This window comes from Formosa algae (assembly GCF_001439665.1).
Classification (GTDB): Bacteria; Bacteroidota; Bacteroidia; order Flavobacteriales; family Flavobacteriaceae; genus Formosa; species Formosa algae.
The window spans coordinates 112676-134520 of the sequence record NZ_LMAK01000014.1 but is presented as its reverse complement, the minus strand read 5'-3'; the positions used below and the strand labels follow the sequence as shown (position 1 = coordinate 134520).

At 32.2% G+C, this 21845-nt stretch carries 18 protein-coding genes; 4 read left to right on the top strand and 14 right to left on the bottom strand.

Features of this window, described 5'->3' with window-relative positions:
• Window positions 1-103: 103 nt before the first annotated feature.
• Window positions 104-1360, bottom strand: a complete 1257-nt coding sequence (locus AST99_RS05525) for an oligosaccharide flippase family protein (RefSeq protein ID WP_057780011.1) — start codon at window positions 1358-1360, stop codon at window positions 104-106.
• Between the two features lie 263 nt (window positions 1361-1623).
• On the opposite strand from AST99_RS05525, the gene AST99_RS05520 reads away from it, so the two are divergent.
• A complete protein-coding gene (locus AST99_RS05520; protein ID WP_057780009.1) occupies window positions 1624-3684 on the top strand; it encodes a tetratricopeptide repeat protein in 2061 nt (686 codons plus the stop codon).
• A 744-nt stretch (window positions 3685-4428) separates the two neighbouring features.
• On the opposite strand, the gene AST99_RS05515 is transcribed toward AST99_RS05520, so the two are convergent.
• The 11 genes from AST99_RS05515 to AST99_RS05465 all read right to left on the bottom strand — a co-directional run bounded on the left by AST99_RS05515 (window position 4429) and on the right by AST99_RS05465 (window position 17159).
• Window positions 4429-7017: a DUF6923 family protein gene (locus AST99_RS05515; RefSeq protein WP_057780008.1), complete on the bottom strand. Its 2589-nt coding sequence runs from the start codon at window positions 7015-7017 to the stop codon at window positions 4429-4431.
• A gap of 109 nt (window positions 7018-7126) precedes the next feature.
• On the bottom strand, window positions 7127-7840 hold the full coding sequence (locus AST99_RS05510) for a LytR/AlgR family response regulator transcription factor (RefSeq protein ID WP_057780005.1): 714 nt from the start codon (window positions 7838-7840) through the stop codon (window positions 7127-7129).
• A 12-nt stretch (window positions 7841-7852) separates the two neighbouring features.
• The gene (locus AST99_RS05505; RefSeq protein ID WP_057780003.1) at window positions 7853-8170 is read right to left on the bottom strand and encodes a hypothetical protein; all 318 of its coding nucleotides are present in this window, start codon (window positions 8168-8170) and stop codon (window positions 7853-7855) included.
• A gap of 4 nt (window positions 8171-8174) precedes the next feature.
• Complete coding sequence (locus AST99_RS05500; RefSeq protein WP_057780001.1) at window positions 8175-9224, bottom strand: sensor histidine kinase; 1050 nt, start codon at window positions 9222-9224, stop codon at window positions 8175-8177.
• Complete coding sequence (locus AST99_RS05495; RefSeq protein ID WP_057779999.1) at window positions 9224-10357, bottom strand: FIST signal transduction protein; 1134 nt, start codon at window positions 10355-10357, stop codon at window positions 9224-9226. Before AST99_RS05495 ends, AST99_RS05500 begins: the two co-directional genes overlap by 1 nt.
• 1 nt (window position 10358) lies before the next feature.
• On the bottom strand, window positions 10359-12335 hold the full coding sequence (locus AST99_RS05490; protein WP_057779997.1) for a PAS domain S-box protein: 1977 nt from the start codon (window positions 12333-12335) through the stop codon (window positions 10359-10361).
• Window positions 12335-12874 (bottom strand): heme NO-binding domain-containing protein, encoded by a 540-nt coding sequence (locus tag AST99_RS05485; RefSeq protein ID WP_057779996.1) that lies wholly within the window; start codon window positions 12872-12874, stop codon window positions 12335-12337. The genes AST99_RS05490 and AST99_RS05485 overlap by 1 nt, the downstream gene beginning before the upstream one ends.
• Window positions 12874-13287 carry a response regulator gene (locus tag AST99_RS05480; RefSeq protein ID WP_057779994.1) on the bottom strand — a complete coding sequence of 138 codons (414 nt, stop codon included), beginning with the start codon at window positions 13285-13287 and terminating at the stop codon, window positions 12874-12876. Before AST99_RS05480 ends, AST99_RS05485 begins: the two co-directional genes overlap by 1 nt.
• Window positions 13288-13644: 357 nt before the next feature.
• Window positions 13645-14199: a hypothetical protein gene (locus AST99_RS05475; RefSeq protein WP_057780291.1), complete on the bottom strand. Its 555-nt coding sequence runs from the start codon at window positions 14197-14199 to the stop codon at window positions 13645-13647.
• A gap of 53 nt (window positions 14200-14252) precedes the next feature.
• Window positions 14253-16613, bottom strand: coding sequence for a TonB-dependent receptor (locus AST99_RS05470; protein ID WP_232301583.1), 2361 nt, complete (start codon window positions 16611-16613; stop codon window positions 14253-14255).
• Window positions 16614-16874: 261 nt separating this feature from the next.
• Complete coding sequence (locus AST99_RS05465; RefSeq protein WP_157486308.1) at window positions 16875-17159, bottom strand: hypothetical protein; 285 nt, start codon at window positions 17157-17159, stop codon at window positions 16875-16877.
• A gap of 630 nt (window positions 17160-17789) precedes the next feature.
• Here AST99_RS05465 and AST99_RS05460 point away from each other — a divergent pair.
• The 3 genes from AST99_RS05460 (at window position 17790) to AST99_RS05455 (ending at window position 20179) form a co-directional block, all read left to right on the top strand.
• The gene (locus AST99_RS05460; protein ID WP_057779988.1) at window positions 17790-19118 is read left to right on the top strand and encodes a sodium:proton antiporter; all 1329 of its coding nucleotides are present in this window, start codon (window positions 17790-17792) and stop codon (window positions 19116-19118) included.
• Between the two features lie 379 nt (window positions 19119-19497).
• Window positions 19498-19653 carry a hypothetical protein gene (locus AST99_RS18545; RefSeq protein ID WP_157486307.1) on the top strand — a complete coding sequence of 52 codons (156 nt, stop codon included), beginning with the start codon at window positions 19498-19500 and terminating at the stop codon, window positions 19651-19653.
• A 265-nt stretch (window positions 19654-19918) separates the two neighbouring features.
• The gene (locus AST99_RS05455; RefSeq protein WP_057779986.1) at window positions 19919-20179 is read left to right on the top strand and encodes a hypothetical protein; all 261 of its coding nucleotides are present in this window, start codon (window positions 19919-19921) and stop codon (window positions 20177-20179) included.
• Between the two features lie 51 nt (window positions 20180-20230).
• On the opposite strand, the gene AST99_RS05450 is transcribed toward AST99_RS05455, so the two are convergent.
• Together AST99_RS05450 and AST99_RS05445 are read right to left on the bottom strand one after the other, a co-directional pair.
• Window positions 20231-20662 (bottom strand): BLUF domain-containing protein, encoded by a 432-nt coding sequence (locus AST99_RS05450; RefSeq protein WP_057779983.1) that lies wholly within the window; start codon window positions 20660-20662, stop codon window positions 20231-20233.
• A gap of 159 nt (window positions 20663-20821) precedes the next feature.
• Window positions 20822-21805, bottom strand: a complete 984-nt coding sequence (locus AST99_RS05445) for a DNA topoisomerase IB (protein WP_057780290.1) — start codon at window positions 21803-21805, stop codon at window positions 20822-20824.
• Window positions 21806-21845 lie beyond the last annotated feature (40 nt).

Sequence of the window (21845 nt, the reverse complement as noted above, 5' to 3'; positions counted from 1 at the left end):
AATTATTTTAATTATAATACAAATTTGATGTTTATTCTTCAATAATATTGCCCAATTTAGACCGAGGGCGATTTAGTATAGACGAATGGTAATTTACTTTAGACTAAGCCTTTAAGCGTGTTCTTTTTGAGTTATAGATAAAGAATATAATTTGAATAGTAAGCAAACAAAGCATAGCAATAATTTGCATATGAACCACTTGCTCTAGACTATCGTGATAAAACACCACCAATAGCATTTGAAGCATACCAAACACTCCAGAGAAGATTACGGGGATATATTGATCTAACGATAAATAGTAATAAGCGAAGATGTTTGAAATAGCAAACATTGAAGTCGCAATAGCATATTTCCATAATAACGGTGCCATGGCAAGATAAGATTCACCAAATAATAATTTTATTATCAATTCTGGGAAACTTAAACAACTTAAAACAATGAGAGCGGAAATAATAGCGATATAACCCACATATTTAAAAAGGACCGAAGCTGTTTCTTTCCCTTCTTTTTTCAACTCAACTACAGCAGGTAAAAGTAACATTACAAACATCCAAGCTATAAAATATACCATGCGCCCTATTAATGCTAGAGAGGCGTATAAACCTGCTTCATAAGATTCAAAATAGTGTTTTACTAATAAGATGTCACTATTATTTATAATGATTTGAGTAAGCTCGTAAAACGCGGTTAACAAAAAGAAACGCTTAATTTGTTTACTATAATCTTGCGATAACGCTTGTGGCTTTTTAAAACGAATGTGTTTCACATTGAAAGGAAACATTCCAAATACAAAAGACAAGACTATACCAATAGCGATGACTGCAGACGATTGAAGATTAAAAAGATAAATTAATCCTAAGGTAATTAATAACCGACTTAACATTTCTGCTTGATACGTTAACGATAACGGTTTATAAGCTTTTTTACCTTGAAATGCTCCTCTATTTACACTCATTAAAAAATAAAGCGGTACACCACATCCAAAAATGATAAACATAACAGATGAAGACGTATTAAAAATGTGTTGCAATTGCGAAGCAAACACGATAATGAGTAATCCTAATAGAAGGCCAACTATTCCAGCTTGCTTATAGACTTTAGTAATAAAATCTTGAAAGACCTTATGTTCAAATAACACCGAGAATTTGGCTGTAACCAATTGAAACGTCATTGCGACAAAAGACAAGACTAATAAAAATGTTATAAGCACAGCAGCATCTGCAAACTGCTCCGGACCTAATACACGCCCTAAAATAAGATTGTAAATATAATTACCACCATTTACAATTAACACACTTAACATAAACAATTGCTCTGGTGCAATTTTTTTAGTTCTTAAATTTAAAATTGATTGTATCATTATATTATATATTCGTTTTCTCTGTTTAAAGTATATGTTTACAATAGACTTAAATGCTTTACTATATTTAAGTACTAGCTTTAATAGTTTACTGATAAAACAGCTTATTTACTTTAAAAATTAAGAGTTTTATTCTGTTTTATAGACACAAATATCTTTCAATAATCACCAGAGTACAGGTATATTTCGGTGAGTTGCATGTTACTGTAGATGAATGATTGAATTGGTTTGATTAACTTGCTATACATTAAAATTTAGAACAAATGACCTATAAATATTATCTTAGAATATGTGTTTTCTTTATCAGCAGTTTTGCGTTTTCTCAAGATATGCAACAAGGCTTTACATATTTAGAAACAGGTAAATACGCCAAGGCAGAATCTTTCTTTGAAACCATTTTAAAAGATTATCCTGAGAACAAAACAGCTAAGCTCTGTTATGGTCGTGCGGTAGGATTACAAGGCGAATCTGATAAGGCGGTAGTCATATTTACAGATTTACTGGACACCTATCCTAACGATTTTGAAATTAAATTAAACTATGCAGAATCGTTATTATGGAATAAAAATTACCAAGACGCCAAAACATTCTACGAAGGTTTAATTGCCGAAAACGACCAGAGTTTTCCAGCATTTTTGGGTTATGCTAATACACTCTCTAATCTAAAAATATATGACGAAGCTTTAACATACGTCAATAAAGCTTTAGAGGTTTTACCAGGAAATGCCAATGCATTAACCTCTAAAAAATATATCTATTTAGGATATGCTTACCAAAATCAGCAAGCCCAGAATTACGATGAAGCTGAAGATTTATTACAAGAAAACTTATCGTTATTCCCGGACGATATAGACACTCTAATAAATTTAGCCAACTTATACCTTATTGCAAATCGATTAGACGATGCCGAAACCGTTTATAATAAAATAGGAGAACATCCAGATTACAAACTCACAGCATTAAACGGTTTAGCTTTAGTTGCGCATTTAAATGGTAAAGAAGCCGATGCATTACAAATTAGTGAACACGCTTTTGCAAGTATAAATTCTGAAACTAAATCGACAAATAAACGAGCAACTACTGAACGTTATATTCAAGCTTTGATATGGAATAAAAAGTATAGCACTGCAGAATCTCATATTTCTGAATTAATTGCAGAACAGCCTAACGAAAATTGGATCCTTGCTTTACGTGCCACTTTAAACATTTATAAAAGTGATTTCAAAATGAGTGTTAAGGACTATAACCGAATTTTAGAAAACGATAGCACCTCGTTTGATGGGAATTTGGGAAAAGCCAATGCTTTAAAAGCATTAGGCTATTATGATGATGCTTATAATTCTGCTGAACAAACTTTAGTTTTTTACGATAAGCAAAAAGATGCTACTAATTTTATAAAGACATTAAACACCAACTTTACACCTTTTTGGGAGACCAAGTCTTATTACTCTTTTGATAATGGAGATAATAACGCTTACGCTATACAAACCAATGTAGCTTTACCAACTTCAACTAAACTCGAATGGTTGGCACAATACGGTTACCGTTCTACATCTAATAAAGTTACAGATAACGATGCCAAGTCTCATGATTTCTCGTTAGGATTGGGCTATCAAATTCTACCAAATATAACATTTAAAGGAACTGCAGGTGTAACCTCTGCTAAAGCAACCACTAACGATTATACACATTTCGTATCTGATATTGCTCTACATATTATACCTTACAAACTTCAGGTGTTAGATGTGGGTTATAAACGAGAAATTCAGAGTTTTAATGCCGAATTATTAGATCGTGAAATTGTAATGAATAATCTATATGCCAATTATAACCTAAGTACTAATTTTAAATTAGGCTGGTTTTCACAGTATTATTATACCTGGCAAAACGATGATAATACCAGAAATTTATTTTTCACATCTCTATATTATAATATACTGAGTAAACCCGCTTTAAAGGCAGGTTTGAATTACCAATACATTACATTTAAAAATCAAGTGCCAGACATTTACTTTAGTCCTGAGACCTTTAATGCTGTTGAAATTTTTGTAAACATCATTAAAAATGAAAGTGAAACGAAACCTAAAGAGTGGTTTTACGAACTTACTGCTGCTACAGGACTTCAGTATATTGAAGATGATAGCAGCCAAATGACCTATCGCATACAAGGAAAGTTAGGATACAAATTTTCTGAGCGTGCACTCTTAAATTTCTATGGTACACAAAGTAATATTGCTTCAGCTACAGCTGCTGGTTTTAATTATACAGAGCTTGGCTTAAGATTTAAATGGTACTTGTTTGATGCTCCTATTTTTAGAAAATAAAAAACTTTCTTAAAAGCTATACGTTTATAGTAATAAGATACTCCCATGTTTCATTCTCGTAATGAAGTTTGGGAGTATTTTAGTTTAGTTTAAAAAGCAAAATATTAAAGTCTACTTTTAATCAAGTTTCCGTAATCATAATCAACATATAAATAGTTTGATGATATTGATCGATCCTTCATGCTTCTCATTAGCACTTCTTCACTATAGAATTTGTACTACTCAAATACCACAAAGACAATCAAAAGCTTGCTGATCTACATAGGAATAATGCATCAAATTTAGAGATATACACGTCTCGAATTAAATCACTTGTCAACTTGGTTTAGTAACATAATGACGTCTTAACAGACTAATACATACTCATCTCAATATCTTAATGTTCAGTTTAAAACGGCTTTAATCACAACTATTATTTATAAACGGATAGAATATAAAACGTCGGCATAACAGACTTCTAAATCAGCTGTTTTAAGACTTTTTATTAGGACATTATATTAGAATATTCAATACAATACATTAATCCTTAAGCGTTACAACTGAAACATGTAATAAGCTATACTTATTTAGGGCTCTTAAGAGGTAAGATAGTCCCATGTATTAATATTTAAACAACAATTATATGCAACTATAAATCTTAAAATGTGGTAACCCTTTTACATCTGAAATACACCTACAATTTTAAACAAAAAAAGGCAGAAAGCTTTCGCTTTCTGCCACACTACAGGAGTAATTAGCTATTAATTAATTCACGAGTAGCTTGATCGTTTTATAAGTGGTATGCTTACTATCTATTTTACAGAAATACAGTCCAGAACTAAGATGTTCTCTATTAAAAGTGATTTCATTATCACCACGGACTGCATTAAAAGTTGTTTGTTTTACCAATGCTCCTAATTGATTGTAAACCAATAACACTACAGATTCTGAGGTTTGAGCCGTAAAGTGTATGTTTGATATAGTTCGCATTGGGTTTGGAGATGCAAACGTACTGTTAGTCAATTCTAATTCACTGTCTGAAATTGAAAGCGTTTGTGCTTGAGCAGAAAACCTTAATTGTTCTAATGTCATAGACTTTGTGGTTTCTGTTCCATCTTCAGCTAGCATCGTAAAGACAAGTGAAGTAATATCACTCACATCTATAGGTGTACCATTAGTCGATTCAAATTCGGTAAATGGGATTGTATAATCTTCCAAATCTGATGTTAACTCTATACTTGCTTTATACTGTGTTTCCCATTGATCTACACTTGCTTTAACTAATCTAACAATTAATGTTCCTGTACCTTTTGCTTGTAGTTTTAAGCTTTTATAGTCTGTTAAGTCTATAGCATTAAACTTAGGCGTTAAAGCTCTGTAAGCAGCAATATATTCGCTTGTAGTTGCCGTTAAAGTAATATCTCTTTCTATAGGATATTCATCAGCTTCAAAAGCATCAAGGTTGGTAGACACGGTATAGTTTTTAACCGTTGTACTTGGTGCAGCATCATCATAACCCCAAGGACCATCAGACATAAATAAATCGTCTGGTGTAGCCACGCCATCCCCTATTCTAAATCCGATATCGAATAAATTACCTGCATCAACTTCTACATGCGAGATATAACTATCTTCTAAACTAATGGCTGTAGACACATACTCTACTCCAGCGGTTTCTGTAGATCTTAATCCGCCATCAAATGTAACCTGACTACTTCTATTGGTATTTACCAATTCTAAATTTAGTTTCCCATTTCTATACGTTCCTTTTTTAACAAATACCGTAGGAGGTGTAGAGTTATTATAGCTAGATATAGGTTTTTGTACTTCGACTAACTTTAAAACTTCTTCCCCCAACACCATCAAATCGTCTAAAGAATTAGACCAAATCTGAAAGTTATAAAAGTCCGCTCCACCTTCATATTTATCCAAATTCCAGTGACTCTCTATACCAAAATTAGAACTATTGTTTTCTGCTTTAGCAGAGAAACTCAATACGAATTCTAGTGTGCCATCTATATTTCTAATAAGTGCTTTAATAAACTGTTGTTCATTAATATCGATAGTAGATACAGACACCAATTCTGCGCCTAACAACCTATCGCAAATGTATTTGGTATGCTCGTAAACTCCATCTTCGGTTTCTAACACAAGTATAGAAGCTACAGCATCATCTTGTCTAATATAATCTACAGAGTAAACCGCCGTTGCATTGGTAATTCCTACCAAATCTTCTGGAGAAGATTCTATAATAATATCTTCATCAATAACCTCTGCAGGTATAAAATCTGATAATTGAAATGCCGTTCTGCTTGTCGCAGTCGCTCCGTAATGAGTTGGTTTTACAAACCGTTTAGCTGTAGCAGAATTGAACTCGTAATTTGTTTTCGTTCTGTTAAAATTACGCTTACTAATTTGATCTGATAATCTGTTATTACTTTCTAATCCACCTTCGTTTGCTGTTGAAGACGCTGCAGTCTGAATAACTGGACAGCCCGAATATCCTGAACATGAAGGATCTTCGCAATCAATTAATCCATCGCCATCATCATCTATACCATTATCGCAAATTTCTTGAGCTACAGGAGCTGTTGGACAACGTGCACCATCGTTTTGAGAACTTGAAGGTCCGAAAGCGAATAAATTAGATTCCATGGCATTAGTTCCTGTTAAATCTTGTACACTTTGAATCATGTATATGGTTCCAGTTTCGTTAGCCGACACATAAAAGCGTCCAGAAGCATCAAAATAGACCGCGCCATAAGTATAAGTTAACCCAGCCAATACAGGTACTGTTCCTAGATTTGTAACTTGACCGGTTTCAGCATCAATTCTGTATAAAATATTAGTCTTTTTTTCAACTGTATACAGTTTATTATCTACAGCATTAAAAGCCCAATCGTGATTATTAATGCTTTGAGATAAGGTTAATGTGTTTATTCCTGAAGTATAAGTCGCCGAGTTTGGATTTAAGTCTACAGTATAATACGTTTTTCCTGAAGATTTTAAATAGTAAATCCCTGAGGTACTTACATCACCAATGTAAAAATTTGAATTTGGCAAATCGTCTATATAGTACGTCGTGGCTTTATAATCTTTACCAATACGTACAATTGTTTTTCTAGGAGAACTTAAAGCGCCCCAGATATAACCATCTGCAGAATTGTATGCTGTAGCATTTATATTACCTTCTGTAATATCTTCGGCAACTATATATGAGTTTCCTGAAGCTAAATCGACAGCATAGATATCGTTATATTGAAATAAGTAAGCGTTATAATCGCAATTAAAAGGAACTTCTTGTGCGTTAGAAGTGGTATAAATAAGGATTAATAAAAGTAATAGTTGTTTCATGATATAGATATTTATATCACGAATTTAGAACACTAACCTCTACTATTTTTTATTATTCGGTGGATGAAAATTAAGTGTAGACGAATGGGATGTTATTAAAGTTTAACGCTTACAGTAAATTTAAGCGTTTCATTAATTCTGGTCTATTGGAACGGCTTACAGGAATAACATCTTTTTTAATTAAAACGCTATTATCCTCTATATCAATAATCTTTTGTACATTAATAATATAAGAACGGTGCACTTTTAAAAAGATACTTTCCGGTAATTTATCTGCTATTTTTTTAAGTGTAGAATGTACAGTATAATTTTTATCGTCTGTTTTTATTAAAATATAATCGCCTTTAGCTTCAACTAAATATATACTAGAGATTACTATTTTAATCAATCGTCTGTCAATATTCACATATAAAACGTTACCCGTAGTATCTGTGGGTTTCTCTTTAACTATTTTGGGTTCAGCTGGATTTAATTCAGTTTTTTGAGCTTTAATAATGGCTTTTTCAAAACGCGGAGGTAAAACAGGCTTTACTAAATAATCGACTATACAATCGTACTCAAAAGCTTCTATAGCAAATTGCGGATCTGAAGTGGTTAAAATAATTTTTGGCGGATTTTTTAAGGTCTGAATAAAATCGAATCCTGTAAAATCGGGCATATGAATATCTAAAAAAATTAAATCGACTTCGTTTTGATTTAAAAATTTTATGGACTGAATTGCATTTGAAAAATCGGCTATCACATTAAGGGACTTAATATTAGAGCACAGTTGAACAATTATGGCTCTAGCAGTAGCCTCATCATCAATAATAATACAATTCATAAATAGAACTAATTATAAGGTGGTTAAATAATTAGTTATGGTATTTAATATAGATTCAAAGTTTTCATTAAGGTCTGTACTCCCTTCTAATAAATTGTGTTCAAATGCTACCGCAATATCATAACTTTTTTCAAGTCCTAAAATACTAATTTTATGCTTAAGTTTATGAACATTTTCTGCAGTCATTTTTAATTCACCCGCTTTATAATTTTTATAATAGGTGGCTTTTTCTTCTGGAAATTCACTTTTTATGATGTCTATTAGTTTTTGTTCAAAGGCTTTATCGCCTCCAGACATGCTGTGAATGTAGGATAAGTTAGGCTGTTCCATGGGTTTATTTTTTTAAAGTAAAATAGAAAGTAGTACCTGTACCTAATTCCGATTCTAACCAAATTTTACCACCATAAACATCGACAATTTTTTTGACTATTGACAATCCTATTCCTGTAGAATTTGGATTATTTTCTAATTTTTCGAAGGTTTTAAATATTTTATCAAAGTACATTTGCTCTATTCCTTTACCGTTATCTTGTATGGTAAACTTCCAAAAATCATTTTGCGATTCACACCCAATTTCTATAACACCAGATTCTTTATCGTTGTATTTTATAGCATTATCTATAAGGTTTTGGAATAATTGCTGCAGCCTAAATTTATCACCGCTAATAAGAGGTAAGGTTGTGGTTTTACGAATAGTTATGTGATCTGGCACTGCAATAGCTTCAATAATATTGTCTATTAATTTATTGACATCGACATCATAAAAATCGGATTTATTCTTACTAATGGTGGTATAATCTAAAATACCACTAATCAACTTATCCATTTTTTCTACATTATTCCGGATTAGGTTAAGATGTGTATTTCCTTCTTCATCAATTTTATCTTGATAATCTTCTTTTAACCATGCCGTTAAGGAATCGATACTTCGTAAAGGTGATTTTAAATCGTGAGAAACCATATGGGCATAATCACTTAATTCTTGATTTTGTTGGGCTAATTTTTGTAAAACTTGCTCGCGTTGGGCATTAATTTCTATAATATCTTTAGTCTGACTATCTAAAAAATTCACCAAATGAAGTCCGCTTAACTCACCGCCATCATCCGTTTTATCGGTTTCAGATAAGTCGTAAACTTTAAGTGTATTAATAACGCTCTTTAATTTATCGATAAGTTTTTGTTGAGCTTTGGCTTCTTTATGTAATTTCTGATTGGCAGAAAACAACTCTTCAGAACTAATACTCATAGCGCGTTGCAACATGTCAAAATGCTCATCATAATTATTATAAGACTTATTTACGGCATCAATAAAAGGTTCTAAATTGGCATCAAGTTCCCCTTCATTTAAATATTTCCGTATTTGCCGTTTTAATAATGAATTCATTATTCGCTCAATAAAGTAACCGTCATGGTTTGGTTATGTAACTGGCATGAAACTTCGCCATGAAAAGGCGCTATTTCTCCATAAGAATACAGTCCAGTAACAGCAATATCTGCTCCAATAACTTGGGTGACTTCTTCTATTTCTTCTTCTACACGCTGATCTAGCACTAACTTCCTTCCAATACAACTCACTAACATGGCCAACTCGGGTTTCTTTTCTCTTAAACCTAATGCTTGTTGTGCAGCGCGTTCTGATGCATTTGCAATATTATCAACATTAGTCATCATGAGTTGAACTTTTGAATTTTCAGGTATATCGCCAGCAAGTATCATGGCATTCTGCTCTTCATCTATATTTAAAATAGAGCGAACAATAGATTGTTTTTCATTGGCACATTTAACGTTTAAAGGATATAATAAAGCAGCACCTGGAAGTTCTTTAGATTTTTCGCCCAAATACTTTTTATAAATATCTAAAGCTGGAAGATTGTCTAACTCGAACAGCACATTGCCTTCAGATTTAGTTACCATACGCTCAGGACCAAAAGGTGTCCACCCGCCATAAATAGAAAATGAAATCTCTAAAGAGTCACCGTATAAGCCCACGGCAACAATTTCACCAGGTTTGGGATTTTCGTTATACGAAGACAGTGTCTTTTCAAACCGGTCTGAATCGCCACATAAAGCGCCCGTAATTAATAAATTATCGTGTGTGGCATAATTCATGCCTTTAGTTAAATCGCTTCCGTTAATAAAACTCCCTTCAGAAATCACAAACACATATTTAAGGTTTTCTTTAGGAAATTTTTGTATTAAATCGTGTCCTGTTTTAAAACCATCATAATCGGTATGTAACACATTACTCGTCCGTATTTGAAATGTACTTTTTTCGAATGCTATGGCTGTTATAGTAATGGCATTTTCATTAACACAATTGGCAGTAATATCTGCACAAGAAGAGCCAAATACAATTTCGCCATCAGGAAAAAGGGTTTTAACCTCGTTAAAAACGCCTTCTTGTTCTAAGAGTAACCGACTTCCAAAAACCAAAACAAGTGGTTTTACAAGTGTAGTGTCTGCACTTAAATACTTCCAATCGGAAGATGCTGTTCTTGTTAACTGTACTATTTTCATTCTATTTTTTTATTGTGAAAGTAAACGTGGTTCCGATATTAGGTTCACTCTCTAACCAAATTTTACCATCATGCATATGTACTATTTTTTGTACGATAGAGAGTCCGATACCAGATGAATCTTTACTGTGTTGTAAAGAATGAAATACTTTGAATATTTTATCGTGAAATTGAGGCGCTATTCCCATACCATTATCTTGAATAGAAAACTGATACGAATCGCTTAACGTTTCTGCTGAAATTTGTATTATACCTTGCGGTTTATCAATAAATTTAACCGAGTTACTTATTAAATTTTGAAACACCTGTTGCAACTTTGTTTTATGTCCTAAAACCATCGGCAGTGTATTGGTTATTTGAACCGAAATGTGTTCTGGAATGTATAAAATCTCTATTAAATCTTCGACTAAGTCTTGCGTATTAATTTCTATTTTATCGCTCTCTTCTGCACCTATACTAGAGTAATCTAAAATGTCTGTAATTAATTGCTCCATTTTTTCTAAGGTGACTTCTATTAAATCAAAATTCTGAATACTTGCAGCATCTAATTTATCTGTATTGTCTTCTTTTATCCAACTTACCAAAGCATTAATACTGCGTAAAGGCGATTTTAAATCGTGAGAGACTATATGTGCATACTCTTGTAATTCGTTATTACTTTTAGCCAGTTCTGACAGCAGGTTTTCTTTTTGAAATTCTAGATTTTTTATTTCTGTGATATCAAAATTCAATCCAATAGATCCTATAATATTACCTTCTAAATCATAATTAGGAGCACCACTAATAAGCCAGTATCTTACATTCCCTTGCTTGTCGTTTATACGCAATTCGTAAGATGCAGTTTTTCCTTTTTTTCGAGCTTTAATTTGCTCTTCTATAATACGTTTATCTTCATGTACAGGAAAAAGATCCTTGCCTTTAACCCCGATAAGTTCGGCTTCAGTATATCCGGTCATGTTAATAAAAGTCTGATTGACCATCAAAATTTTATCATCTAAATCCAGTTCTACCAAACCTAGATTCATGTTAGAGATAATATTATAATATTTCTGTTTTTCTGTCTCTAAACTCTTTCTATAAGTTCTGTTAAGCGTAACATCTTTAAAGGTCCATAAATACCCTTTAGATTGGTCGCCATGAATAATGGGAATATAGTTTCTTTCTAGAATTTTTCCATCTACCATATCCAATTCATCGCCTAAAACCGTTTCTTTTTTGTGATCGATATCATCCATCCGTGCTAGAAAAGCTTCTGGATTTTTAAATAATAAACTGTTTTGTTTTGCTGCTTCTTGGCAGTCTAAACCAATTAATTCGCTTGGAGAAGCGTCTATATTAAATAAATCGGTGAATTTTTTATTGGTGAGTACAATTTTTCGATTTTCATCTTCTAAAACAACTCCACTATCTAAATTAAGAATTAAAGTGGCCAGTCTGTTTTCAGATTCTTTAAGTTTGTCTTCAGCCTCTTTGTCTTTAGTAATATCTCTAATAATACCTTGTGCTGCTATTGGCACCTTGTTATGAAAAATGATACTGGCATTTATATGTACCAGCTTTTCTACGTTTAAACAGGTCTTTATTTTAATTTCAAAATCTGTTAATGTGCCTTTCTCTAATAGCGATTTAAACGACTTATTAACCCGCTCTAAATCGCTAGGCTGCACCATACTCATAAGGTTAAAGTCGGTTTGATCTACTTTAAATCCTAATAATTGCAGTGCGGCATCATTCATTTTTAGAACGTTGCCAAACAAGTCCATTATTAAATAGGCATCGACAATATTCTCAAACACACCTTGTAATTGAGAATCTTTTTTGGAAAGTATGGTTTCAAGCTCGGTATACGATTGTTCTAACTTCTGATTGGTTTCGTATAATTCTGCTGATTTTTTTTCTAAGATAGATTCGGCTTGTTTTCTTGCCGCTTTTTCTCGAGCTAATGCCCGTTGTAAAATATCTATCTTATCTTGACTCATTATATTTTGTGTATCGTAAACTTTACTTCTGTACCATCGTCCTTAATCTTTTCTAATACAATGCTGGCTTTAGTATTAAAATGCTCGAACGTTTTATTCATTAAACCTAACCCAAAATGATGCATTGCGCGATTCGATTTGTATATTAATACGAGTGAATCTTGGGTTTTATCGACAACTTCAAATGTGGGAAGCTCGGCGTCTGGATAAATTTTTCTAACTTCTATATGAATATGATTTTCTATAGAAGATAACATCTCTAAAGGATCGCTATATGTATTTAGCAAACCTGGATAACTGCGCTCAATAACACTAAAAAAATGTTCGGCATACACCAACAGTAAATCGTCTATAGAAATATCTGTATGTTCACTTAAATGCTGAAGCAATTGTAACATTTCTGAAAACTTATACGTTCCAACAGAAGTATATATCCCTTCAGATTCCAAATTAGATTCAGTGATAATTTTATCGACCATTTCTAATCCAAATTTAGCTTCAACTAAATCTAAAAACTCAGTAAAAACGATACCTTTCATTACATTTTTTTTAATTCGTTAATACTCCAATAGGCTAAAAGCTTTTCGATTTTAGACACGTATTCCTCATATTTTAAAGGTTTTAACACATAACCTGCAACACCTATTTTATAACATTCTAATAAATCTTTTTGATTACTAGAGGTCGTCAATATAATAGTAGGAATGTATTTTAAAACATCGTCTTGTTTCAGAATATTTAAAAATTCAATGCCATTAATTTTTGGCATATTTAAATCTAATAAAATTATATCGGGTAAGTCCTCTTTTCTCTCTAAAATTTTCAAAGCATCTTCACCATTATTAGCTTCAATGATTTTATGATTTAATTTTAGTGATGAAATTGATCGGTTTAGTTTCATAACTTCGATCATATCATCTTCGATAAGTAATATTTTTAAAACGTGTGTCATTTTAGCTATTTTTTAGAGAATTACAAACATAGTATGTAAAAGCTAATTTTTCATTTTCTAATCGATAGCGAGACTATTAGTGTAGACGAATGGTAGTTTACCGTAGGTGAATAGAATTTTATTTTAATGTTTTTACTCTTAAAAATGACTTTCACATACTTAACTATCTCCTAGTATATCCGAAAAGTGACACGAAATAAGTGATGTTTTACTAAAATTTGAAACACCAAATTCGCACTAATTTTAAATGTTGATTTTTTATAGCCTTTTAATAATTTTTTGTGCCTTTTATTTAGCACAAAAAAAAGCTCTTAACATTCTAGTTAAGAGCTTTTTTTTAAGTTTAGAATTTTATAATTATTCTACTGTAACACTAAATGTTGCTTCTGCATCTGTTTCTCCGCCAGCATCTGTTAAACCATCATTTGGTTTTGTTGGCTCATGAATTAATGTAAAAGTTAAGTTACCAGTACTTGCTGCTCCCGCTGTAAGTGTAAATGTTGTTCCTAATGGATTTCCATCATCATCAAAACTTGTATACTCTGTTGAAACATCTAAAGTACTAGCTACAGTATAGAAAAATTGGTGCTCGTCACTTTCATCTTCTACTTCTTCTGTAATATCTTCAGCAGGATCTACAGTTTCGTTTAAAAGTTCAATGCTACCTTGGTAAACCTCACCTGAAATTAAATTTCCAGACACAGTAATCACTGGATCGTCAGGACCATCTCCATCTAAATCTTGTGTTTGTAAGGTAATAACATCTCCTGTTCCAGAAGGTGTTAATGTTACTGTAAGCGTAGTAATGACTTCTTCTTCGTTAACTATTTCGGGAGTATCATCGTCACTAGAACATGATGTAAATAATACAGTTGCAAATAAGGCTGCAGTAAATAACTTTACTGTATTCATTTGGCTTAATTTTAAAAATTTTCCTTTTTTCATTGCTGTTTTTGATTTAATATTTAATAATTGAATTTAATATTTAGTAAAAAATTTCTACCCAAATCGTCTGCATAATAACGCATACTATTTAGGTAATCTCTGTAAGAGGTATTTAATAGATTTGTTACTCCAAACCCTAAACTTAACTTAGATTTTTCATTCACGTTAAGATCTATGCTGGAGTTAAAATTTAGTAAATGATAAGCATCTGGAGGTGTGCTTATATCTACAAGTTCTGTACTTTCTGTTTCTGCGATATAGACTTCAAAATTATTATCTGGATATTCGTTTTGACGGAATACAAACTCACTTTGTAAGGCTAATCTTAAATTATTTAATTTCGGATTCTGATATACAATTTCATTTTTCATGTTTATAGGCGGCATGCTTATTAACGGTTCGTCTTGAGAACGGTCGTAACCTTTTACTAAAGAGAACTGATAGTTGTAACGGAAATTATTAGTAAAAGCATAAGACGCATCTATATCTACACCAAAAAGTTGTGCATCTGTTTGTCTGTATTCCCACACCTGAAAACTTCCTCTTACCGTAGTTTCTATAGAGGTTGGTTCTATAACAATAAAATCTTTAATGGTATTTATAAACGGACTTACAGAAAAATTGAAGTCTTTATTATTTCGTTGAAATGTTAGTATAAATTTATGTCCGATTTCTGAATTAAAACTCAAGTCGCCATATTCTATCCTAGATGCCGAATGGTGCAAGCCTTCACTAAATAATTCTGAAGCATTTGGCGCTCTTGAAGCTAAAGCATAATTAAAAAACAACTGATACGATTCTCCAAAATTATAAGTTGTCCCTAAGGTTACCGAAGGATTATAAAAGTGTAATTCTGGATGCGTTAAAATTTGATTATCGAACTCTTCGACTACAATATCTGGATACAATTCGTCGTAATTTCTAGATTCCCAAAACGAAGTTTTATAATATTTATAGGCATCCATAAAACTGTAATCAAAACGTCCACCAGCTTCAACAACCCAATCATTATTAATTGGGTAATCTAGAATAGCGTACACGCCTAAATCGTACTTATCGTAATCCGGTATTAAGCGTCGTACACCTGTATTGGGATCTGCAAAATTATCTTGGTAACTGGCTTTTATACCTGTTTTTAGTTTTATACCATCTTTTAAATGAGAGTCTAAATCGAGACTAAGCGTATGCGTGGTCAGTTCTAGATCTACAGATGCTTTACCACTGTCTGAACCGGTTCTAATATCATATTCTAATCTATTATTACGCTGAAAATCATATTGCAAACTCAGTTTACCTAAATTTTCAAATGTTTTAAACCCTTTTACACGTGCTAAATGGTGGGTAATATCTTGCCTAGGTTCTGAAATATCATACGTAAAATCATTAATAATTAAGGGTACATCACTGTTAATGGCACTCACTAAATCTGAAGCACCACCAATATGAGAGGCGCTTAAAATTCCGATTTCATTTTTAAAGTATGAATAATAGGCTTCTACCCCATAATCAAATCGATTGAGACCAAAATTAAAAGAAGCATTACGTTCAGATGTTCCCGTGTTACTAAGCACATAATCCGGTGCTTCAAAATCACCTAAGCGCTTGTAAGTCCCCTGTACAGAACCATACCAACCATTTTGATAACTCTTAGTTAGTTGAGAAGTTACCGAACCACCACGTCCGTTAGATGCTCCTGTAAGAATTGTTTTTCCATAGAGTGTATCTTTAACAGGTACCTTTGCGGCTTCTGCAACAATCACACCTCCAACAGCATCTCCGCTATATTGCAAAGCGCCTGCCCCTTTTATAAGTGTTAGGTTTCCCACGGCATTAACATCCATATTAGGCGCATGTTCTACACCCCATTCTTGGTCTTCCATACGTACGCCGTTATTAATTACAATAACACGACTACTATGTAACCCGTTAACAACTGGTTTAACAATAGCGTTACCAGAGTTTAAAGACGATACGCCACTCAAACTATTTAAAGCATCTCCAAGTGTTGCACCGTTAAATGCTTCTAATTTCTCTTTTGAAATGGTGCTTTCTACAAGTGTTTTAGATTTATCTCCGTAAGCATGACCTTCTACAATAACTTCATTAAGTTCTTCTAGGTGATGTTCTAACCTAAAAATTTTCACAGTGTTTTCATCAACTTTAACGCTAAAACCTTGCGTCTCACAAAACGGATGAGATACCTGTATATCGTAAGTTCCGTCGCATAAATGATTAAAAACATACTCACCATCTAAATTGGTTTGCACGGCTTGTTCGGTCCCAGCAATAATTACTGTGGCTCCAACTAATAGAGAACCATCATGAGAGTCTTTTACGGTACCGGAAAGGGTATTATCACAAGTTTGTGATAGAGCAGACATACTGAAACATAACAATATGACTAGTACATATATACGCATAAAAAATATAGATTTACTTAATTTGAGTGTATTGTTAGTTAAATTCTTATACACAATTAACGTATAACCAATAGGTTTACAAGCTTATGATTATGCATAACATTTTAAGTAACAGAATATAGAATGTTTATAGATTAAGACTAAGACACATATAAAACCTTGCAATTAATAAGCAAATTTATATAGCATATGTGACCTTAAGATCTAATAAACAAGATAGAATTATGAAATAGGTGGTGCTCGAAGTTGAGTATTAGTAGTTCCAAAAGCATGACAGTGTAATGCAATAAAGTTTGCTACAGGTTTTACAGGAACTTCTGTAATTAATAAGTCAGGATATTCAAAAATATCATACTTAAAAGAAGCCAAATGAAAACTACAAATTTCACACTTGGTGACCGATTTATGAATGTGAGCTTTTTGTTCGGTACATGAATAATGTTCATGATCTTCAAAAATATGAACAAATTGGACAACAGTAGGTAACATTAAAGCTACCAAAAGCAATAATGAGGCTATATTTTTGCCGATCTGTTTTTTATAATCCATAAACTATCTAAGAAAGATGGGTGCAAATTAAAGAAATATTATTTAATAGAGACTTCTTTAAACGACTTCTGTTAGAGTTTACGGGGAATATAACATAACATTAACAAAACTTAGCGGCAAACAAATTAAGGATCAAGAATTTTAATACGGTCACTCATCAATGTAAAAAAACGTATTTATAACATCTTATATATCAGTCCATCTTACAAAAGGTTACAGTATGGCTACGACTAATAAGAATACAAAAATTGATAAAAAGCGGAGCTAAAAAAACGCAACTGTCAGCATACTTCTTAAACTTATTCAAAGTTTAACATATCTTCTGATCGCAATTTAACATAGGTTTTATTAATTTAGTTACTTATTATCTAATTTACTGTTATAAAAAATATTCATATTCATCTTGCTGATTTTTGTCATAAAAATAAAACTATTTTATGCCTTAATTTGTCAAAAAAACAACAATAACACAAAAAACTATGGATTTATTTAAGTAAAAATTAAAAATCACCAAAAAAATTAAGAAGACCTTACAAACAAAAATTAACTCAATTAGAATAGCTAAACCATTCTACAAACAATTAACTCATGTTATTATTACTTAATGGTACTGAATTAGTACAGCAAATACCTCTGTGGCCCTCAATTCCTTTCTTTATTATCTTACTCGCAATCGCTGTCGGACCTCTAATTGCAGAGGAATGGTGGGAAAATAATCGAAACAAATTTATTGTTTCAATTATTTTAAGTGTACCCACAATTTATTATTTGGTAACTATGGGCCTTACCGAACATCTTAAACATCAAATTTTAGGAGATTACTTCCCTTTTATTGTTTTACTAACCTCACTATTTGTTATCACTGGAGGTATTCACCTTAGTGGAGATATTAAAGCAAAACCTTGGGTAAACACCTTATTTTTAGGGATTGGATACCTTTTGGCCTCATTTATGGGAACAACCGGAGCAGCAATGCTACTTATACGTCCAGTAATTTCTATCAACCACCAGAGAAAATACAACGTGCACACCATATTATTCTTTATTGCAGCTGTAGCTAACTGTGGTGGACTTCTAACTCCACTTGGAGATCCACCATTATTAATGTTGTATTTAAGAGGTGCAAGTTTCACGTGGTTCTTTAGTCTAATCCCAGAATGGGCGTTTACAGGTGCACTATTACTTATTATCTATTATATAGTTGATACTAAATATTACAAAAAAGAACCTAAAAGTAATCTGGAAGCAGATGCTAGAGAAATAGAACCTATACGTATTACAGGTGCTTTAAACTTTGTGTATTTATTAGGAGTTATTTTATCTGTAGCGTTTATTAATCACGATGTTATTCCTCAAATGGCTAAAGAAGATGCGCCGTTTTGGTTGAAATATTTAAGAGAATTCATTCTACTTACATTAACTGCAATTGCATTCTTTTCTACACCTGAAAAAACACGTGCAAAAAATAAATTTTCATGGGGACCTATTGTTGAAGTTGCCGTAGTCTTTATTGGTATTTTCATTACCATGACACCTACCCTTATCTTTTTAAGACAACATGCGCCAGATATGGGACTAACTGAAGCTTGGCAGTTTTATTATGCAACAGGAATACTTAGTGCCTTTCTTGATAACACACCAACTGCAGTCGCCTTTCATAGTGTAGCGTCTAGTATACCTGTGGCAGATGGCATTCCTATAGTTGCTAACGTTGCAGAAAAAATACTAAGCGCCATTGCGACAAGTGCTGTGTTCTTTGGAGCTTTAACTTACATTGGAAATGGTCCTAACTTTATGGTAAAATCTATTGCAGAAGATCACGGTATTAAAATGCCTAGTTTCTTCGGATATATGATTAAATTTTCATTAATCATTTTATTACCAATTTACATTCTTACACAATTACTATTTATGTAATTTGAGATCAATATTATTTTAATAAACATATTAAACAGCCACTTCAAACGAAGTGGCTGTTTTTATTTGAACAACAATGGTTTTTAGCATCTTCATTATCAGAATGCCTCTTTTCAGATATTAATGTAAAGAACTTCAGTAAAACATAGAGATATAAGTAAAACTTCAGACAAATTTTAAACATTTTGTATCAGACAAATAACTATCTATCAGATGGATTGACTTTAAAATAGACCAAGTCCTAAGTTGTTTTTATCACTTTAAATGTAATGCAGTAAAAAAAAGAGCATTTAAGTTAATCGCTATAGGTGGAAATTAAGAATTTAGTTCTCAAATTATAAATAAAAAAAAGACATTATAATTTCTAAAACACAACACCATGATAAAAGAGAGAAAATCAGAAAGTCAAAGTGAAGTAATTGAACAATTAATAGCTTTAGAAAAAAATGGTCTAGGTAAAGTCCTCACCATAAATCAAGGTTTAAAATCTGGAGAACATGGTTCTACACTTTTAGAAGGTGTTAACCTCAGATAAATTCACAATTTATATTATGCACTCACTATGGCTAAGCTTATAAATTGGAATTGGAATCGGTTTCGGTAACAAATACATTTCAGCTTAACTATAAAATGGAATGATTTTAAAAGGTCTTTTGCTTAATAATTCGCAAAAGGCCTTTTTTAAAGGGTATTACAAACTTCAATTACAAAACTAATACGGTTAATTTTTTAATTTTTTGAAGCCATGTATAATGTTTAATAGAAGTACTTTAACTTCATTAATTTAAACAAACAAAGCTATGGAACATTCAGATAATGAACATAATAACAACAAGCAGCAAGAGCGTGAATACAGAGAACAAAACGGTCATTTAAACCTGGACGATTTGCAAACAAAATGGAATGAAATTCAGAAAGAATACCGAGAAAAATATCCATCATTAACTTCAGAAGATGTCGATTATAATTCTGGAGAGTTTAATTCTATGACCGATCGTTTAGCAGAACGCACCAACCGAACGCGTAAAGAGATTCTGAAGGAAATCAAAGATTGGGATTAATATATCTTTTCAACACACTTTAAGCTTCATTTTAACCAAATGAGGCTTTTTTTATGCCTCAATGTTTTGATTAGAATCAGATTCTAATACTCTACGCACATGTCCCCAAAAACTCCTTAAAGACCCTGAATTTTTTTCTGAGAATGAGGATAACATCAGTAAATTATTTACAAATTGCGTAGAAAATTGGTCTTCTGGACTATGAAATGCCATACTCCATTTATTGAAATATCTTTTATCGACATAATTTTCCCATAATAGCGTAATAGAATGATGACGGTTATCTGTTTTAATTTTTTCAAAAACGTCTAAAACATCTTTTTTGTTTCCTTCTAAAATTTGAACAAAACTACTATTGTAATACACCAAGCAACCTGAAACATCTTTATTTGCATTAACCACATTGGCTGTTTCCAATATATGTTCTAGTTGATTTAGTTCGAGTTCTGATACAGATTTAGAATGATAATTTAATTGATACATGAATAAAATAGTATTAAAAACGCCAAGATCTATTGATAAAAAAAATCTTGACGCTTTCAATATATAATTTTTAAGCGAATAATTTAAATTTCAGACCTATGCATTTACATTCTATTACGGTATCTAAACCCTAAAAAGTCATGTTTTTTCTGTTTAAGATTACTTTAATTTTTTATTTAATAAACACAATACGCCTATTTCCTCACGAGATAAATTTTCATTTGATTTAAGCATTCGAGATATTTCTTTCTGAAAATAATTGATTGTTTTTCCATCAATATATTCTTCTATAACTCGCGGATCGATATAAGAACTCCGTGCTACAGAAGGCGTATTCCCAAGCCTTTCACTCACTTTTACAACCGCATCTCGAATATTCTTATCTAGCGTTTTCTGATCCTGTTCTTTAGAATATCCTATTTCGTCTAAAGCCATGGCGGCAATCACCGTTCCTGCCCAAGTTCTAAAATCTTTGGCAGAAAAAGCTTCGCCCATGACGTCTCTAATATAGGCGTTAAGATGATCACTCTTTACATCTTGCTTACTACCATCTTCGTCTATAAATTTGAATATCTCATACCCTGGTAAATCGTCTATCTCCTGAACTATTTTAGCTAATTTCTTGTCGACTATATGTCGTTCTTGTTCTTTTCCAGATTTACCAATATAATTAAAAATGAGCTCATCGCCTTCAATTTGCATGTGCTTACTCCTCATGGTCGTTAAGCCATAACTATGATTTTCTTTAGAATAATGATCACTTCCCGGCCTAAAATACGCCGCTTCCAAAAGCCTAACCATACACGCCAATACTTTTTCTTTTGCTAGTTTACGTTTTCGTAAATGCTGACCAGTAACGCGTCGCATATGTTCAAGTTGATCGGCAAACTTGAGTATGCGATCAAACTTTTCTTGATTCTGTTTTGCTCTAAATTTAGGATTGTAGATGTACTGTTTACGATTTTTATCGTCTCGTCCAGTCACTAAAATTTTGGCGTTTTTCTTCGGATCTATTTCTACATTAGTCCACGCCGGAGGAATAACCAAAGATTTAAACCATGACTTTAATTTTTTATCTTTTATGGTAGTGTTAGAAGCATCGACATATCTAAAACCTTTACCATGTTTTTTTCTGTAGTACATTATCATTTCAATTAACTCATATAAAAGAAGCTGTTTTTCT

Coding starts and splice junctions, on each gene's coding strand:
- AST99_RS05485 (WP_057779996.1), bottom strand. CDS start 12,874: ATGAAAGGTATCGTTTTTACTGAGTTTTTAGATTTAGTTGAAGCTAAA.
- AST99_RS05475 (WP_057780291.1), bottom strand. CDS start 14,199: ATGAATACAGTAAAGTTATTTACTGCAGCCTTATTTGCAACTGTATTA.
- AST99_RS05515 (WP_057780008.1), bottom strand. CDS start 7,017: ATGAAACAACTATTACTTTTATTAATCCTTATTTATACCACTTCTAAC.
- AST99_RS05510 (WP_057780005.1), bottom strand. CDS start 7,840: ATGAATTGTATTATTATTGATGATGAGGCTACTGCTAGAGCCATAATT.
- AST99_RS05460 (WP_057779988.1), top strand. CDS start 17,790: ATGTTATTATTACTTAATGGTACTGAATTAGTACAGCAAATACCTCTG.
- AST99_RS05470 (WP_232301583.1), bottom strand. CDS start 16,613: ATGTCTGCTCTATCACAAACTTGTGATAATACCCTTTCCGGTACCGTA.
- AST99_RS05445 (WP_057780290.1), bottom strand. CDS start 21,805: ATGTACTACAGAAAAAAACATGGTAAAGGTTTTAGATATGTCGATGCT.
- AST99_RS05525 (WP_057780011.1), bottom strand. CDS start 1,360: ATGATACAATCAATTTTAAATTTAAGAACTAAAAAAATTGCACCAGAG.
- AST99_RS18545 (WP_157486307.1), top strand. CDS start 19,498: ATGATAAAAGAGAGAAAATCAGAAAGTCAAAGTGAAGTAATTGAACAA.
- AST99_RS05520 (WP_057780009.1), top strand. CDS start 1,624: ATGACCTATAAATATTATCTTAGAATATGTGTTTTCTTTATCAGCAGT.
- AST99_RS05495 (WP_057779999.1), bottom strand. CDS start 10,357: ATGAAAATAGTACAGTTAACAAGAACAGCATCTTCCGATTGGAAGTAT.
- AST99_RS05455 (WP_057779986.1), top strand. CDS start 19,919: ATGGAACATTCAGATAATGAACATAATAACAACAAGCAGCAAGAGCGT.
- AST99_RS05450 (WP_057779983.1), bottom strand. CDS start 20,662: ATGTATCAATTAAATTATCATTCTAAATCTGTATCAGAACTCGAACTA.
- AST99_RS05490 (WP_057779997.1), bottom strand. CDS start 12,335: ATGAGTCAAGATAAGATAGATATTTTACAACGGGCATTAGCTCGAGAA.
- AST99_RS05505 (WP_057780003.1), bottom strand. CDS start 8,170: ATGGAACAGCCTAACTTATCCTACATTCACAGCATGTCTGGAGGCGAT.
- AST99_RS05500 (WP_057780001.1), bottom strand. CDS start 9,224: ATGAATTCATTATTAAAACGGCAAATACGGAAATATTTAAATGAAGGG.
- AST99_RS05480 (WP_057779994.1), bottom strand. CDS start 13,287: ATGACACACGTTTTAAAAATATTACTTATCGAAGATGATATGATCGAA.